This is a genomic window from Dehalobacter sp. 12DCB1, from assembly GCF_004343605.1.
GTDB lineage: Bacteria > Bacillota > Desulfitobacteriia > Desulfitobacteriales > Syntrophobotulaceae > Dehalobacter.
Genome location: NZ_POSF01000015.1, coordinates 41,844 through 58,323 on the forward strand (window position 1 = coordinate 41,844; position 16,480 = coordinate 58,323).

Genomic DNA, 16,480 nt, shown 5'->3' on the forward strand with positions numbered 1-16,480 from the left:
AAACAATGCCCATTACTGAATTGTTGGTACGCAACGCAACGTTGTACGGACAGGAGAAATGTCTGACCGAGATTAATCTGGATCTTCAGGAAAGCCATAATGTCACCTGGAGAGAGTATGAACTGATCGAAAACAATCCGGCAGGGGAATACCGGCTGGAAATGACCTGGCGGGTTTTTGACGAGAAAGCGAACCGTATGGCGAATCTGCTTCTGAAAAGAGGCATTAAGAAAGGCGATAAAGTCGCCATTTTATTAATGAATTGCCTTGAATGGTTGCCAATTTACTTCGGTATCTTAAAATCCGGCGCTGTTGCAGTCCCTTTAAATTTTCGCTACACAGCTGAAGAAATCAAATACTGCCTGGAATTGTCCGATACAATTGCGTTGATCTTCGGACCGGAATTTATTGGCCGAGTTGAAACCATTTATGATCAAATCCCTAAAGTCAGAGCGCTTTTATTTGCGGGTGAAAACCGTCCGTCTTTTGCGGAGAATTACGACCGGCTAGCAGCAAACAGTTCCTCGGAGGTTCCGCAAGTTGTATTGTCTGAAGATGATGATGCGGCCGTCTACTTTTCTTCTGGGACGACCGGTTTTCCGAAAGCCATCCTACATACACACCGGAGCTTAATGTCGGCCTGTTATACGGAACAAAACCATCATAGACAGACCCGTGACGACAATTTCCTGTGCATACCGCCGCTATATCATACCGGCGCCAAAATGCACTGGTTTGGCAGCCTGCTCTCGGGCAGCAAAGCTGTCCTGCTGCGCGGCGTCAAACCGGAGTGGATTCTAAAGACGATCAGCGAGGAAAAAATCACCATCGCCTGGCTTCTCGTTCCATGGGCCCAGGATATTCTGGATGCAATAGAGAGCGGCAAAGTCAAGCTGGAGGATTATGAGCTTTCCCAATGGCGCCTGATGCATATAGGGGCCCAGCCGGTACCTCCCAGCCTGATCCGCCGCTGGAAAAACTATTTTCCAAATCATCTGTACGATACAAATTACGGTCTGAGTGAGTCCATCGGACCGGGCTGTGTGCATCTTGGCATAGAGAACATCCATAAAGTGGGCGCGATTGGGATACCCGGTTATCAGTGGGAAGTTCAAATTACGGACGAAAACGGCTGTCCGGTCCCACAGGGTCAGGTAGGGGAACTGAGGGTCAAAGGTCCGGGTGTCATGAAATGCTACTACAACGACCCTGAAGCCACGGCTGTGGCCCTGAAAGATGGCTGGCTGCTGACCGGTGATGTGGCCAGGATGGATGAGGACGGCTTTATTTATTTGGTCGATAGGAAAAAAGATGTGATCATCAGCGGCGGCGAAAATATTTATCCGGTTCAGATCGAAGACTTCCTGCGTGCACATACGTCGATTAAGGATGTCGCAGTGATTGGTCTGCCTGATCCGCGCCTGGGTGAGATTACCGCAGCAATCATCGAACTCAAACCGGGAAGTATCTGCACAGAAGAAGATATCGGCGTTTTCTGTGCACCAATGCCCCGCTATAAACGTCCGCGCCGGATTATCTTCGACAAGGTCCCGCGCAATCCAACCGGTAAGATTGAGAAACCGCGTTTAAGGGAAAAATACGGGGCAGCCACCCTAATTGCCGCCCAGACAGAAAATGGTCTATAATTAATGAGATGAAATAAAACCATTGATAAAAATAATCATTGATAAAAGTAATCATAGCTAAGAGGAATCATCCATGAAGTAAAACGAGGGGATCCACATGTTAAATGATTGTGCGCTCAATTTTCTCGTAAAAGATTTTCAAGAGAAAACAGCCGAACTGGCTCAAACCGCCATGGGTATCCTGAAAGCGGACACGGTGATCCGGGGCGGCCGGATCATCAATGTAAATACTTGTGAAATCGAAGAAAACAAGGACATTGCGATCAAACACGGCCGGATTGTCCTGGTCGGTAATGCCGCGCCTGCTATCGGGGAACAGACGAAGATCATCGATGCCTCAGGCTATACGCTGGCACCCGGTTTTCTGGACGGACATCTGCATGTCGAGAGCAGCATGGTCACGCTGAGGGAATTCACCAGAGCTGTCCTGCCGCAGGGAACGACGTGCATTGTTATGGACCCGCATGAGATTGCCAATGTCTTCGGTCTGGAAGGCGTTAAGATGATGGTCGAAGAAGGACAGGCCATGCCGCTTAAAGTATTTGCAACAATGCCGTCCTGTGTACCTGCTGCTCCGGGTTTTGAAGATGCCGGAGCGATCATCGGCCCGGCTGAAATCGAAGAAGCCTTGCAGGACAGCAGGATCATCGGGCTCGGGGAAATGATGAATTATCCGAGAGTCATCTCTGGTGATGCGCAGGTTCATGCCGAATTAAAGGTAACGCTGAACGCCGGCAAGCCGGTTACCGGGCATTACGCTTCTGCTGATCTCGAACAAGGATTGCAGGCTTATGCAGCAGCCGGGATCCTGTCCTGCCATGAAAGTACGACCAGGGAGGATGCCCTGGCCCGGATGCGTCTCGGTATGTATGCCAAACTGCGGGAAGGCTCAGCCTGGCAGGACGTTAAGGAAACCGTCCGGGCCATTACTGAAAACAAAGTAGATTCCCGGTATGCCGTGCTGGTGACGGACGATGTGCATCCGCATACCCTTTTGGCCAAAGGACACCTCAACCATGTGATCCGCCAGGCGATTCGCCAGGGTGTCAATCCGGTTACGGCGATTCAAATGGCAACCATTAATCCTGCTCAGTGTTTCGGGCTTGACCGGCATCTCGGGAGTATCTCGCCCGGCAGATGTGCAGATATTGTTTTTCTGCGTGACCTCGCGGAAGTCACCGTGGAAAAGGTGATGATAGACGGGGAAATCATAGCAGAACAAGGACGGATGCTGGCTGAAATTTCATCCGTCAGCTATCCAGAGAAGTTCCGCAGTTCCGTTCATCTGTCCAATAAACTGAAATCCGGAGACTTCATCATCAAAGCTCCGGAAGGAAGAACGACGGTCAGGGCACATGTCATCGAGATCAAAGAAGCCCAGACCGGAACCCTTCATCGCGTGATCGAGATGGGAACAGCGCAAGGACAGGTATGTCCTGACATTACAGCCGATATTGCCAAAGTTATGGTCCTGGAAAGGCACGGCGGCCCAGGGAATTATGGCCTAGGATATGTAAAAGGTTTCCAGATGAAGAGCGGGGCAGTCGCATCAACAGTAGCTCATGACAGCCATAATCTGATTATTATCGGTGTAAACGACGAGGATATGGCGCTTGCCGGCAATACGGTGGCTGACCTTGGCGGCGGGATGGCCGCAGTGAGAGACGGGAAAGTGCTGGCCGTACTACCTCTACCGATTGCCGGCTTAATGTCGGATAGACCGGTCGAGGAAGTGGCCGGAATGGTGGCTCAGCTTGATGAAGCCTGGAAAGAGCTTGGATGTAATTTGGTCTCGCCATTTATGACCATGGCGCTCTTAAGTCTGCCTGTTATCCCGGAACTGCGCCTGACGAACCGTGGACTGATTGATTGTCTGAACTTTTCATTCCTGTCTTTGCTCGAATGATACGCTCCAATGATACGACTTCACCCGATGAACATTTCAGTGTTAATAATCCAGGGATCTAGTCCATTTAATAGCTTCCACATATAAAAGCATAAAGCGTTTAATGCCGAGTTTATTGATCAGATTCTGATTTTCGACTTCGCTCCATTGCGCATTTTCAAAGTCAATGATGAAATTCAATAAGCGCCGTTGTTTATTATCCTGGCCGAGCAAGGCCAGTTTTACATGATCCGGTAGGGAAAGGCCATGGAGCACCTGCTCCATGCTTTTGTTCAGCAGAATGTCAATGGAAGAAAACATCCCGGTAAAAAAGAATTCAGAACTGCTCATTTTATCTCCCAGTTCTGAAGCTAAAAGTTCCATTAGTTTTCCTCGGATAAGTGACAATTTGATCAGTTCTGCATTCTCGATATTTTGCAGATCTTTCAGCATGATGATTGAGCTCCAACGGTACAGTTCTTTTAAGCCAAGGTGGGCAAGCGCCTGCGGGATAGAATTGATTTTATTTTTTGTCCCAAGATATATGGAGTTGGCAAGTTTAAAAATTTTATAGGTCAGGCCGAGATCACTTTGAACGATATTGCCAATTACCGCATAGCTCGGTTCAGGCATTTTGAGTTCCTGAATGATTTTCAATATATTGCTGTTCAAGGATACAATCTCTTTGGAATTAATGATCGAAGGTTTGCTGAAAAAATAACCCTGAAAATAATCATATCCCATTTCATAAGCGCGCTGAAATTCTTCCCGCGTTTCTATTTTTTCAGCGACAAACTTAACCTTTGTGTGAAATTTCTTGATAAGCTTACGCTGAAGTTCTTCATTTACAGCCGGGTACTCTATTTTAATGATGTCTGCTGTTTCGATTAACGGCAAGTAGCTTTGATCGAACACAAAATCGTCAAGTGCCACCAGATAACCCATCTCTCTGACCCGTTTACAGGCTTCAACGGTTGACTGCGCTACCTTTTTCCGTTCAAGTATTTCCAGCACGACATTGTGATTCGGAAGCAGCGAGGGGATATCACTGTCAACAAGATCCTTAGAGAAATTGATAAAAGCTTTAGCATCATCCGTTAAGTCCTGTATGCCAAAAACCAGAAAGGAGTTGTAGATCAATTCTGCTGTGGCCCGGTCATCATCGATGCCGCTGAAGCTGTTGTCCTGGCCTTGTCTGTACAGCAGTTCATAGCCGTAGATATGCAAATTGCGGTCAAAAATAGGCTGTCTGGCAATAAAAACATCCATTGATTTATCCTCCATAACAACGAAATACATTTCCACAATTGTCCAGCACTACCATTATATTTAAAAATTACGGATAAGTAAATTGCTTAATGTATACAGAAAATGTCTTAATCAAGTGTATACTGCCGTAAAAGATGGTTGACACATTATTATTCCTTCTATATAATACATTTCGGAGTATTTTTACGGATATCAAGATTTCATTTACATCATTGTTTAATTGAATTCTGAAATATTGAAGTAACACTCCCTGAAGTATTGGAGCATGTGAGAAGGAGGTGTTTTTTTTATGCGTTTTTGTCATGAACTCAAAAAATTGGCGAATGCTTTTGAAGCGGATCAATTTGTGGCCGTCAAAAAAGATGTACTCGTCGTCCTCGAAAATATATATGGTGAAACCTCCAGAGAGTATAAAGTTGTCAAACAGACATCTTCTCCTGCAACCATTATCAAGGTTTTGAACCATATCGCTGAAAGATCAAATGATTTGTCCTTTCATGCGCTTGCTGCAAATATGTAATTTAAATCCATGGCGTGGACTACGGCCTCCTTTCTGCAAGGGGGTCGTATTTGTTTAGGTTGCTACTATGCATTTAACGTTAATAAGGCACTTGGAAGAAAGGATAAAGGAATTGATTCCTGATCTGCAGAAATAATACTAAATAGAATAATAATAGTAGATCGATTCGTCAATCGCATTACTATTTTTAATACCATTTTGTTAGGGTTAGTCTATGGGGCACAATACCGCTTTCCGGCTGTTGCGCCATCCTTGGCGAGTCGCTCCTTGCCCTCCATGGCATCGCGACATTAGGCCATCCGTGGCCGTCAAAAAGCCGCGCTTCGCATCGTTCTCCGCTCACAGCGGAACTGTGCCCCACAGACTGATTATATGGTTATTTGAGCAAGTCTGCATGTCGGAATGCAAATCATTATTTATGTGGCTATTTTAAGAATATCAACTAATACTTGGATTCCAAAGTAATGCTAACTAAAAAAACAACTTACTAACTCCAGACTAAGTCAACGAAATGGATGGACAGCGTCAAGCGGAGCATGGATTGCGAAGCACGGGATTTTGTGTCAGAATGACACAACGACCGAAAGCGGCCATCCATTGCGTTGACGAGCCCGAGTAAATCTAAAAAATTTATAATATTCCATTTATACATACTCCTGATAAAGAAAGAGATGACCGTATGCACCAGGTTTCTTTTGACCACTATCCGTTAAGTCCGGAAATATTAAAAGCCCTTCAGCTGCTGAACTATGACAAGCCTACGAACGTCCAGAAACAGGTCATCCCATTGTTTCTGGCCCAAAAAGATGTGATTGTTAAATCTCAGACCGGCAGCGGCAAGACGGCTGCTTTTGCTATTCCGCTTTGCCAGCTGGTGGATTGGGAAGAAAACAAGCCTCAGGCCCTGATCATCACGCCAACGAGAGAACTGGCCATCCAGGTCAAAGAAGATATGTTTCATATCGGCCGTTTTAAAAGACTGAAAATTGCTGCAGTATACGGCAAATCTCCTTTCTATTATCAGGAGAAAGAGCTAAAGCAGAAAACACATATTGTGGTGGGAACGCCTGGCCGGCTGATCGATCATCTTCAGAAAGGAACGCTGGATACTTCTTGTATCAAATACCTGGTTATTGACGAAGCGGATGAGCTGATGAATATGGGTTTTCTGGAACAGACAGAAACCATCCTTCGCAGCTTACCTGCCAACCGCGTAACGGCCCTGCTGTCTGCCACGATGCCTCTTGATGTCAGAACACTCTGTATTCACTATTTGCACGATCCAGACTACGTCGAAACGCAAGAGGAAACATCCGCCGTGGAAAGAATATCCCAGGAAAGATACCTCATTGCCCGACAGGATAAAATAAAGCTGCTTAAAGATCTTTCAGTTACGGAGAACCCCGATAGCTGCCTGATTTTCTGCAATACCAAATATCAGGTGGATGAAGTCTATGCGGAATTGAAATTGCTCGATTATCCTTGCGCCAAAATTCATGGCGGTATGGAACAAGGACACCGCCTGAGTGTCATGGATGATTTTAAACAGGGTTATTTTCGATACCTGATTGCAACAGATGTGGCAGCCCGGGGAATTGACATCGAAGATATTTCCCTTGTCATCAACTTTGATCTGCCGCAGGAAAAGGAAAGCTATGTCCACCGGATTGGCAGAACAGGGCGTCTGAATAAAAACGGCAAGGCTATCTCCTTTATAACTGAAGACGATGACAAGTACCTGCAGGATATACAGAAATATATCGGACGAGAGATCCCGCTGAAACAAAGACCGTCTCAGGATACTGTCCGGAATGCCGAAGCCGCCTTTCATAAGAAAATAACCGTTGTGCCGGATAATAAAGCCATGAAAGGCACCCGGATCAACTTGGAAATCATGAAGCTTCAGATCAATGCCGGAAAGAAATCTAAGATGCGGCCGGCGGATATTGTCGGTACACTGACGAACATTCCGGGTATGACAGCGGCTGATATCGGGATTATCAATATCCAGGATGAATTGAGTTATGTGGAAATCCTGAACCTTAAAGGGACACTTGTCCTTGAAGCCTTGCAAACAACACCGCTTAAAGGTAAACTTCGGAAAGTAAGAAAAGTGAACCATTAAATGCTCAAATGTCACAATAAAACTGCATTTATTGAAATAAAATGAATATTTAATTAGACAACACGAATCCTGAAGGATTTTGAAACTTCTTTAGCGAAAAATACTAGATATACACACTCAGGGAACAGGAAAGAGGAGAGAGGTAGACGATGCAGGATGATAAAGGAATTTTGCTGGAATCCGGGACCAATGAGTTTGAAATTATTGAATTTACCGTAGACGGGAAATTCTATGGGATTAACGTCGCCAAAGTAAGGGAAATTATCAACAATGTGAAGGTGACACACCTGGTTGGTTCACATCCATATATTGAGGGACTATTTACTTTACGGGATAAGATTATTCCGGTTGTCGATTTGACGAAATGCATTACCGGTGTTAAGCAGGCTACAGATAACCAGCAGATCATTGTATGTGAAATCAATGGTGAAATGATCAGCTTCAAAGTCGATGAAGTCACGAGGATTTACCGCGTATCCTGGACTCAGATGGAACCTTTGTCGGATATTGCCGGTTCGGACTTTGCTGTCGGTATCGTTAAGCTGGAAGAAAAAATCATTGTTCTAATCGATTTTGAAAAGATTATTTCTGAGATTGATCCGACCATGAACAAAAAGTTATCAACGATACCCGCGGTAACTGAAGAAATGGACGACCTCAGAAAAACAAAAACGATATTAATCGCAGAAGATTCCCGCATTCTTAGGGAACTACTAATTAGAACACTTAGCGCTGCAGGTTATCACGTGATTTCCAACGATAATGGTCTGGAAGCATGGGATAACCTGAACAAAATGACTGCTGACGGCAGTTTGATCGAAGATAAAGTGCAGCTGGTCATTACAGACATTGAAATGCCCCAAATGGATGGTCATCACCTGACCAAAAAAATTAAAGAGCATGACAAGCTTAAAGAGCTGCCCGTTGTTATCTTCTCCTCGATGATCAGTGAAGAGCTGAGAAGGAAAGGGCAGGCGCTCGGTGCCTGTGCCCAAATCACAAAGCCAGAAATCGAACAGTTAATTGAAATTGTTGATAAAAGGTTGCTTTCTTAATAACAAAAGATGCATGTCTACGGAATGATTATATTCCATTATAGAATGAACACGCATGATTTAAATTTTTAGTGGTGCTTCCTGCGGAACTTTTTTATTCGTCGGGAAGCACCACTAAAAATTAGACATATGATTTATTTTTCACTGCATTTTGGATCTTTAACTTTATCCACGATCTCGGGAACCATATCAATTAATTTTTCGAGCCCTCCTGATTTTTCAATCGGCAGCAATTCAACCTGATCACCTTTGATAACCAGAACTGCTGTTGGCGAAATACGGCCGCCGCTACAGGCACCGCCACCCGAACCCTGGTTGTTTTTCTGTTCAATGCCGCTTCCGCCGCTCGTACCCAAGCCGAATGTAAACTCAATAAATGGAACAAGAATGATTTCTCCGACCTGCATAGGTTCGCCGACGACGGTCTTGGTTTTCAGAAAGCTTTCCAGTTTTTCAAAGACGTTGGTGATATTTTCGCCAATGTTAAAACGGCCCGACATAGGGGGATCCTCCTTTAAAATTTGATTTTTGATCTTCTTTCTTAGAGTCTGGCCGTTCCTAGAATTTTTTAGTCAGACCCAGAATCATCAGCGTCGGTTTCAGTCTTGCATTTAGGATATTGAACAAATTCCATCCCGATTCCGCCAAAGAGCCAGGAAACGGACTCCTTCATTTTTTAGCCCAAAGTACCAGTTAGTTTTATGCTATACTGAGTATTGTGGAAAATTAAACTAAAATTTATTTCAGTGTTACATGCATTTTAGATGGTACTAGGTATCTGTAAGATTCACATGGAAACAAAATTATACGGAAAGAAGATCTTATGGAAAGAATACTGATTATTGCTGAAAAACCGGCTCAGGCCCGGGAATATGCTACAGCCCTGGGGGTAAAAGGCAAAGGACAAGGCTGGCTCGAAAATGACCAGTATGTGATAACTTGGTGTATCGGTCATCTTCTGGAGCTGGAAAGGCCGGAAGGCTATATGGATCTAGAACGTGTCGGGAAACGCTGGAGTCTGAACCGTCTGCCTGTTCTACCGGCTGTCGATTCGTTTCGGCGTACAATCAAATCCCAAACGCGCCAACAATTTCAAGTTTTACAAAAATGGCTGAAATCTTCTGAAATCAAACAGGTTATTTGCGGAACGGACGCCGACAGGGAAGGGCAGCTTCTCTTTCAGGAAGTCTGGGATTTGGTGGGATGTACAAAACCGCTCTCGCGGCTTTGGATTTCTTCCCTGACGCGAGAGGCTATCCTAGAAGGCATGAATCAGTTAAGGTCGGGTCAAGCCGTCGAAGGTCTGTCAGCGGCAGGCAATGGCAGGGCCTTTGCGGACTGGGACTTTGGAATGAATCTGACCGAAGGCTTCACCTCTTTGTTTGGCAGCTTCGACACCATTCGCAAAAAACCGAATGTGATTTCCATCGGCAGGGTACAGACCCCGACACTGGCGCTGATCGTCCGCAGAGAGTGGGAAATTGAACAATTTGTTGCTGAAACCTATTTTGAAATCAGTGCATCCTTCTCAGCGGAGCAGGGACAGTACACCGGACGCTGGTTTGATCCTGCTCAGGAAAACAAACGCCTGAACGACAGGGAAACTGCCGAAAAAATTACTGCAAAAACACAGGGTCAGCGAGGGAAAATCATCCGGGCCGAACAAAGAAAGGTTTCCGAAGCTCCACCCTTGCTTTTCGATTTGACAAGCCTGACAGTCACAGCTTCCAGACGATTCGGATTTAGTGCCGAAAAGGTCCTGGAACTGGCCCAGTCTCTTTATGATAAAAAGGCTATCACCTACCCGCGTACGGATTGTGCTTATTTGCCCGCGGATATGATTCCGAAGCTGCCTGCTCACCTGAAAGCCCTGCGTCAGGAGCCTTATCAGGAAAATGTTGATGAAGCAATGACCTATGGTGTGCCTCAAAACAAACGGGTCATCAACACGATTACGGCTCACCATGCGATCATCCCTACAACGGAAACCGTTCATTGGCGTAAGCTACCGGAAGCCGAACGTCAGCTTTTTGACCTGATTGCGAGGCGTTTCCTGGCTGTCTGGTTTCCTCCTGCCTGGTATCAGCAGACGGAAATTGTTACAGAAGCGGCCCAGGAACATTTTCGCTCCAAAGGCAGGATTCTGCTCAACTCCGGCTGGAAAAAAGTCTACGATTTCGAAGACACTCAGGATTCCGAGGCTGAAAGCAACGGAACAACAGGAAAAACCAGGAGAAAAAACAAGAACCGCGAAAACCGGCAAGACGAAAACACAGAACTCCCGGCGGTCAGTCAGGGTGACTCTGTTCAGACGACTGAAGTCTGGATTGACGAAAAGAGCACCAAACCCCCGAAACGTTTCACCCAGGGTGATCTGCTTAAAGCGATGGAGGGTGCGGGTAAACAAATTGAAGACGATGTTCTGCGCCAGCAATTGAAAGGGAAGGGCCTCGGGACAGTAGCTACCCGGCCGGCGATTATTGAAAATCTGCTTCAGCGCGGCTATATCAGACAGGAGCAAAAAACGCTGCATCCGACCGAAAAAGGAATCCAGCTGATTTCTTTAATTCAAGACAGGCTTCCGCATGCAGCCCAGCTGATCAGCGCGGAAATGACCGGTCAGCTGGAATATGACTTGGCGCAGGTTGAACGAGGTGAACTTTCGCTGGAAAAGTACATGTCCGAGGTCGAGGAAGCGGTGATCCGAATCATCAATGAACTTCGGGCCTATGAACAAAAATATGGCAAAACGCCCCTGGCCCAGGCTCCGGTCCGATTAGCTAAAACATCAAAGGCCACTAGGACAGAAAATGATCCTCCGAGAGCCCGGGAAAACGGACCTGAAAAACTGGGTTCCTGTCCGCGGTGTGGAGAAGGTGTCATTGAAGGCAAAAAAGGTTACGGCTGCTCCAACTGGAAAAGCGGCTGTGGATTTGTAGTCTGGAAAACACCGATTTGCGGTAAAGTACTTAGTCAGGCCCAGATGAAAAGCCTATTGAAAAAAGGTAAAACACCCTTGATCAAAGGATTCAAATCCAAAAGCGGAAAATCTTTCAACGCCTGTCTGGTTTGGGAAGATGCCGCCAATGGAAAACTTAAATTTGAGTTTGATCATTAAATTAATATCATAAATTCTTTCAAGGAACGGCCGCCAACAGGCCGTTTCTTTATGAAAAACTCCTTACAAATTATGCTATAATGGTACATAGGATATCTAAATCGGAGGAATATGCATGAAATCGTTGGTCCTGGCTGAAAAGCCGAGTGTGGCCCGGGAAATTGCCCGGGTTCTTAAATGTAATATTAAAAACAAGGGTTTTATCGAAGGACCACAATACGTCGTTACTTGGGCTTTAGGACACCTGGTCACTTTAGCCGAACCTGAGGATTATGACCAAAAATATAAAGAATGGCGGATGGAAGATCTGCCAATGCTTCCGGAACAGTTAAAGCTCAAGGTGATTCGCCAGACTTCCCAGCAATATCAGACGGTAAGCAAACTGATGAAACGAAACGATATCAAAGAACTGATTATAGCCACTGATGCCGGACGAGAGGGTGAACTGGTCGCACGCTGGATCATGAAACTGAGTAATTGGAAGAAACCTTTCAAACGTCTCTGGATTTCTTCCCAGACCGATGCCGCCATCCTGGAAGGCTTCACGAAATTAAAGCCCGGACCTGACTATAATGATCTTTACGATGCCGCTGTTTGCAGGGCCGAAGCGGATTGGTTGATCGGCCTGAATGTGACCAGGGCTTTAACCTGTAAGTATAATGCCCAGCTGAATTCCGGAAGAGTGCAGACGCCGACGCTTGCCATAATTGTTCAGCGAGAGGACGAGATCAAGAAATTTGTTCCGGTCGATTACTGGTCAATCCGAGCGGACTTCGGTGACTTTTTTGCTGACTGGCACGGCAAAGACGGCAGCCGAATTCATGATTACCGGCAGGTTGAATTTCTGCTGGGCAAGCTGGAAAAGCAATCTGCAAGAATTATGCAGGTCAAGCGTGAGAGCAAAAGCGAACCAGCCCCACTGGCTTATGATCTTACTGAACTGCAGCGTGATGCGAATCGCAGACTTAGCTTTTCCGCCCAGAAAACTTCCAGCACGCTACAGAATTTATACGAACGGCATAAACTGGTTACCTACCCGCGTACGGACTCTCGCTATCTCTCCGCCGATATTGTACCGACCCTGCCGTCCAGGCTCAAGGGACTGGCCGCAGGGCCATATGCCGAAACGGCCAAAAAGCTTTTGGCACAGCCTTACAAGCCGACAAAACGACTCGTGGACGACAGCAAAGTAACGGATCATCATGCGATCATTCCGACTGAGCAGCCTTTAAAGCTCGGGGATCTGACCCATGATGAAAAATCCTTGTATGACCTGATTGTACGGCGCTTTCTGGCCGTTCTTTCTCCGCCGTACCGTTATGATCAACTGACGGTGATCACCGGTATTAATGGCGAAATGTTTTATGCAAGAGGAAAGGTGATGAAAGACCCGGGCTGGCGCTCTATCACTTCCCAGCAGACGGAATCGGAAGAAAGCAGGGAGGATGCTTTGCCTGAACAAATGCTCGGAAAACTGGAGCAGGGCGAGGAACGGACGATCAAAACCCTGAAGCCCCAAAAAGGGAAGACGAAACCGCCGGCACGCTATACGGAAGCCACTTTGCTCACAGCAATGGAAAACCCAAGGAAATTCATTGAAGATGAGGAGCTCCGGGAAACGATGAAGGGGAGCGGTCTCGGTACTCCGGCTACCAGGGCGGAAATTATTGAAAAACTGCTGCATACCAGTTATATTGAACGCAGCGGGAAAGAATTAGTGCCTACATCCAAAGGCCGTCAGCTGATCAGCCTTGTGGCTCCTGAACTTCGAAGTCCTGAGCTTACGGCTCAGTGGGAACAAGCTTTAACAGACATTGCTAGAGGGAACGGAAGCAAGACCGAATTCATTAAAGGAATTCGGATCCAAGCCGTTGAACTGGTTCACAGTATCGTCTCGGACAGCGCGACATATCACGCCGACAATATTACGAAAACTAGGTGTCCGGTCTGCAAAAAATACATGCAGCTGGTCAACGGCAAACGCGGTAAAATGCTTGTCTGTCAGGATCGGGCCTGCGGCCACCGTCAGCCGGAAAAAGAACGAAATACCGGCTTTACCAGTTCCAAGAGAGCAAGCCAGGTAAACCAAAAACTGATTGCCCAATACAGTGACCATCAAAATATTGGCAGCAATCTTGGCGATTTGCTTAAAGAGGCTCTGAATAAACAGAACAAAGATTAATAAATGGCAAGTTTGGAGCCACAACACCTCTTTTCGGCAATTGCGCCAAATCTAAGCCATTATAAGTAAATGTATAAAAAATTAATCATAATAAGGAGAATGTATATGGAAAATGACAAAAAAATTGCCGTGCTGATTGACGCAGACAATGTCTCAGAAAAATATATTAAATACATCTTTGATGAAATTGCGAATCACGGCACCCCGACCTATAAACGGATCTATGGAGACTGGACAAAGCCGAACCTCGCCTCCTGGAAAACAGTGCTGCTGAATTATTCGATCACACCGATACAGCAATATAGCTACACAACAGGGAAAAATGCTACCGACGCTGCCTTAATCATTGATGCGATGGACATTTTATATTCCAAAAGCGTTGATGGCTTTTGCATTGTTTCCAGCGACAGCGATTTTACAAAGCTAGCTTCCAGGCTTAGAGAAGCCGGCATGTATGTAATCGGCATGGGCGAGAAGAAAACACCACAGCCGTTTATCGCTGCCTGTGAAAAGTTTAAATACCTCGAGGTTCTAGGTGTCATTCCTGCAAGCCCCTATGAGACAAACGAACAGGCTAAAACGCGGGTGCAGGGGACACCTCAGGAAGGAATGGCCAGCATTGATGAACTTATTGAAGCCATCAAAATCATTGTCACAGAAAGTTCCGATGAAGATGGCTGGGCATTTTTAGGTGAAGTCGGCATCAAGCTGAATAAGCGCTATCCTGATTTTGATACCAGAAACTACGGCCACGTTAAACTGACACCGCTGATTGCTTCCTTAAAACAATTTGAAATTCAATCCCGCAGAACCAGTAATCCCAATATCAGCCATAAATATATCCGTAACAAGGCGGAGGCTGAAATAGGCAATAAAAAAACACGAACGCCCGAAGCAATCGTGTCTCCTGAAGAATATCGCGTTAAACCGAATGTCCGCTCCCGAACAAAGTCCATCAAACGTTAATTTGAATATTTTTTCTCCCTATACATGCGGAGATCAGCTGTTTTCAAAAGTTCGTCAGGGGTCATTCCATCCTCCGGACATATACTAATTCCAAACGACATTCCAACCCGGCAAATCTTATTGTTTATCATGATGGGTTTGACAAGCTTTTCCTGCATTCTCTGCATAATTCCGTCAAGCTCTGTCTTATTCTGCAATCTGGAAAATAATAGAACAAATTCATCGCCGCCCAGACGCGCTATTACATCCTGCCGTCTGACCACCCCGGCCAGGAGCGACGAAACCTTCATCAGCATTTGGTCACCGATGTCGTGGCCAAAGGTATCGTTAATGACCTTAAACCCATCTAAATCAATAAATACCAGCGCAAATTGCTGATCATGCTTATGATATTTCTCAATGGCCTTCTCCAATTTGTTGTAAAACATTCTGCGGTTTGGAAGATTGGTTAGTTTATCGTAATTCGCCATCTTTTCAAGTGTTTTAGACATAGCTTTATATTCCGTAATATTATGAAGATTGCCAACAACGCCGACAATGCCGTCAAGCTCGGTTTCGGTCACCGAGAATGATGCCATAATACTGATAACTTTGCCTGACGAATCAACCATATCAAACTCAATATTACGCAAAGACTTGTTTTTAAACAACAAATCTGTTCTTTGCAGGTTATACTTTTGAGCTTTAAAAAAATCTGAGAATCTCCGGCCGAGCATTTCACTGGCATCATATTTCAGCAGGTCAAATGTCGCCTGGTTGCATTTACGGATAATTCCTTTATTATCAAGCAGAACGATTGGATCCATCACTGTCTCCAAAATAATGTCCGGTGTCACCGCTATATTCACATCCATCAGTTTATACCTTCGGATCATATAGATGCCGCCTAATCCCCAGAAGATCGAGAAAAAATGAAATAAAGGCGGAATAAATGGAGTGATCAAAGGGAGGATCAAATCAGTACCGATCCCGATCAGCATCATGACGCCCGCCAGAATCGAAATGCTTTTGGCTTGTTTAATGAACCTCCGTCTTTGGCTGTTTTTGCCCCACCTTATGGTAAAGAACAGCGCAACACTTAAGTAAGCAAAAAGCATAAACCAATACAGCCAAAACCAGACTGAACCAATATTGGGTTCATACGTCCAACCCAGGCCGCTTGTACTCTGGACAAAGACTTTGGCGACCAATGATTCATTTGTCAACAGTGTTTTAAACAGTAAAATTGCCGGCAGGCCATACAAGGGGATATACCAATGGATACCCTGAATATTTTTTGTTTTTTCCGATAGAGCCAGAAAAAAGTGAGTGGCCAGCGGACAGAACATCACCCATCCAATCGCCGCGATCCGATGCCAGAATAAAGCATTCTCGGGACTTGGAGCGAGATAAAGGAATGAATAAATGAACGACCAGTATGCAAAACAGAAATTCAGAGAGGCTGATAATCTGTTTAAGGTTTCCTTATGATTCAATTTTAAAATATAGAAACCAAATAAGACAAAGGTATACGCCACAATCATCGATATATAAGACATGGCCAGCATAAATATCACCTGCGTTCTCACCTGAATGCAATAATTCGACTAATTCCAGGATATTTCAACATTATACTGCTGTCAAGTAGATTTCATTTTTCTGAATATATTAAAAAATACGATTGTCTGAATGCAATCGTATTTTTTCAATGATCATGTTTTCCAAGATCAATTCA

11 protein-coding genes are annotated in these 16,480 nt (G+C 45.3%); 8 read left to right on the forward strand and 3 right to left on the reverse strand.

The annotated features are described in order from the left end of the window. Positions 1 to 5: 5 nt before the first annotated feature. A complete protein-coding gene (locus C1I38_RS09010) occupies positions 6 to 1,646 on the forward strand; it encodes a class I adenylate-forming enzyme family protein (RefSeq protein WP_119775095.1) in 1,641 nt (546 codons plus the stop codon). Positions 1,647 to 1,743: 97 nt separating this feature from the next. After that, positions 1,744 to 3,552: an adenine deaminase gene (ade, locus tag C1I38_RS09015; RefSeq protein ID WP_119775096.1), complete on the forward strand. Its 1,809-nt coding sequence runs from the start codon at positions 1,744 to 1,746 to the stop codon at positions 3,550 to 3,552. A gap of 42 nt (positions 3,553 to 3,594) precedes the next feature. Here ade and C1I38_RS09020 read toward each other — a convergent pair whose 3' ends face one another. Next, positions 3,595 to 4,800, reverse strand: a complete 1,206-nt coding sequence (locus C1I38_RS09020) for an HDOD domain-containing protein (RefSeq protein ID WP_119775097.1) — start codon at positions 4,798 to 4,800, stop codon at positions 3,595 to 3,597. Positions 4,801 to 5,089: 289 nt separating this feature from the next. Here C1I38_RS09020 and C1I38_RS09025 point away from each other — a divergent pair, with 289 nt between their 5' ends. The 3 genes from C1I38_RS09025 to C1I38_RS09035 all read left to right on the forward strand — a co-directional run bounded on the left by C1I38_RS09025 (position 5,090) and on the right by C1I38_RS09035 (position 8,500). Then, complete coding sequence (locus C1I38_RS09025) at positions 5,090 to 5,320, forward strand: hypothetical protein (protein ID WP_119775098.1); 231 nt, start codon at positions 5,090 to 5,092, stop codon at positions 5,318 to 5,320. A 679-nt stretch (positions 5,321 to 5,999) separates the two neighbouring features. Continuing rightward, on the forward strand, positions 6,000 to 7,445 hold the full coding sequence (locus tag C1I38_RS09030; protein ID WP_119775099.1) for a DEAD/DEAH box helicase: 1,446 nt from the start codon (positions 6,000 to 6,002) through the stop codon (positions 7,443 to 7,445). Between the two features lie 149 nt (positions 7,446 to 7,594). Next, positions 7,595 to 8,500 (forward strand): chemotaxis protein, encoded by a 906-nt coding sequence (locus C1I38_RS09035; RefSeq protein ID WP_119775100.1) that lies wholly within the window; start codon positions 7,595 to 7,597, stop codon positions 8,498 to 8,500. Positions 8,501 to 8,634: 134 nt separating this feature from the next. On the opposite strand, the gene C1I38_RS09040 is transcribed toward C1I38_RS09035, so the two are convergent. Continuing rightward, the gene (locus C1I38_RS09040) at positions 8,635 to 9,000 is read right to left on the reverse strand and encodes a spore germination protein GerW family protein (protein ID WP_119775101.1); all 366 of its coding nucleotides are present in this window, start codon (positions 8,998 to 9,000) and stop codon (positions 8,635 to 8,637) included. Between the two features lie 323 nt (positions 9,001 to 9,323). Here C1I38_RS09040 and C1I38_RS09045 point away from each other — a divergent pair, with 323 nt between their 5' ends. The 3 genes from C1I38_RS09045 (at position 9,324) to C1I38_RS09055 (ending at position 14,766) form a co-directional block, all read left to right on the forward strand. After that, on the forward strand, positions 9,324 to 11,618 hold the full coding sequence (locus C1I38_RS09045; protein ID WP_119775102.1) for a type IA DNA topoisomerase: 2,295 nt from the start codon (positions 9,324 to 9,326) through the stop codon (positions 11,616 to 11,618). 115 nt (positions 11,619 to 11,733) lie between these two features. After that, positions 11,734 to 13,800, forward strand: a complete 2,067-nt coding sequence (locus C1I38_RS09050) for a DNA topoisomerase III (protein WP_119775103.1) — start codon at positions 11,734 to 11,736, stop codon at positions 13,798 to 13,800. A gap of 105 nt (positions 13,801 to 13,905) precedes the next feature. Further along, complete coding sequence (locus tag C1I38_RS09055; RefSeq protein WP_119775104.1) at positions 13,906 to 14,766, forward strand: NYN domain-containing protein; 861 nt, start codon at positions 13,906 to 13,908, stop codon at positions 14,764 to 14,766. On the opposite strand, the gene C1I38_RS09060 is transcribed toward C1I38_RS09055, so the two are convergent. Then, positions 14,763 to 16,313 (reverse strand): diguanylate cyclase, encoded by a 1,551-nt coding sequence (locus tag C1I38_RS09060; protein ID WP_119775105.1) that lies wholly within the window; start codon positions 16,311 to 16,313, stop codon positions 14,763 to 14,765. The two genes, C1I38_RS09055 and C1I38_RS09060, sit on opposite strands and share 4 nt — an antisense overlap. Positions 16,314 to 16,480: the final 167 nt, after the last annotated feature.

What these genes read in the sequence shown, in the direction of transcription:
- C1I38_RS09010 (WP_119775095.1), top strand. Translation starts at nt 6, where the DNA reads ATGCCCATTACTGAATTGTTGGTACGCAACGCAACGTTGTACGGACAG.
- ade (WP_119775096.1), top strand. Translation starts at nt 1,744, where the DNA reads ATGTTAAATGATTGTGCGCTCAATTTTCTCGTAAAAGATTTTCAAGAG.
- C1I38_RS09020 (WP_119775097.1), bottom strand. Translation starts at nt 4,800, where the DNA reads ATGGATGTTTTTATTGCCAGACAGCCTATTTTTGACCGCAATTTGCAT.
- C1I38_RS09025 (WP_119775098.1), top strand. Translation starts at nt 5,090, where the DNA reads ATGCGTTTTTGTCATGAACTCAAAAAATTGGCGAATGCTTTTGAAGCG.
- C1I38_RS09030 (WP_119775099.1), top strand. Translation starts at nt 6,000, where the DNA reads ATGCACCAGGTTTCTTTTGACCACTATCCGTTAAGTCCGGAAATATTA.
- C1I38_RS09035 (WP_119775100.1), top strand. Translation starts at nt 7,595, where the DNA reads ATGCAGGATGATAAAGGAATTTTGCTGGAATCCGGGACCAATGAGTTT.
- C1I38_RS09040 (WP_119775101.1), bottom strand. Translation starts at nt 9,000, where the DNA reads ATGTCGGGCCGTTTTAACATTGGCGAAAATATCACCAACGTCTTTGAA.
- C1I38_RS09045 (WP_119775102.1), top strand. Translation starts at nt 9,324, where the DNA reads ATGGAAAGAATACTGATTATTGCTGAAAAACCGGCTCAGGCCCGGGAA.
- C1I38_RS09050 (WP_119775103.1), top strand. Translation starts at nt 11,734, where the DNA reads ATGAAATCGTTGGTCCTGGCTGAAAAGCCGAGTGTGGCCCGGGAAATT.
- C1I38_RS09055 (WP_119775104.1), top strand. Translation starts at nt 13,906, where the DNA reads ATGGAAAATGACAAAAAAATTGCCGTGCTGATTGACGCAGACAATGTC.
- C1I38_RS09060 (WP_119775105.1), bottom strand. Translation starts at nt 16,313, where the DNA reads ATGCTGGCCATGTCTTATATATCGATGATTGTGGCGTATACCTTTGTC.